This is a genomic window from Micromonospora sp. LOL_025, assembly GCF_048060285.1.
Classification (GTDB): Bacteria; Actinomycetota; Actinomycetes; order Mycobacteriales; family Micromonosporaceae; genus Micromonospora.
Genome location: NZ_JBHMIR010000154.1, coordinates 1 through 299, shown reverse-complemented (window position 1 = coordinate 299; position 299 = coordinate 1). Strand labels below are relative to the sequence as shown.

1 protein-coding gene is annotated in these 299 nt (G+C 71.2%); it reads right to left on the bottom strand.

Going from position 1 to position 299, the window contains the following annotated elements:
- Nucleotides 1-299, bottom strand: a 299-nt coding sequence (locus tag ACFHW0_RS31920) for a beta-ketoacyl synthase N-terminal-like domain-containing protein (protein ID WP_416613343.1), incomplete at both ends; no start/stop codon positions are given.

Genomic DNA, 299 nt, shown 5'->3' with positions numbered 1-299 from the left:
CCGGCGAGGGCGAGGTCGCACTCGCCGCGCCGCAGCGACTGCACCGCCAGGTGCAACGCCACCAACGACGACGAACACGCCGTGTCCACCGACACCGCCGGCCCCTCCAACCCCAACGCGTACGCCACCCGACCCGACACCACACTCGCGGCGTTGCCCGTCCCCGCGAAGCCCTCCACCTCGTCCCCCGCCACCATCAGCAGGGCCCCATAGTCCTGACCATTGGTGCCCACGAACACCCCTGTTCGCGAACCCCGAAGAACCCCAGGCTCAACCCCTGCCCGCTCGACCGCCTCCCA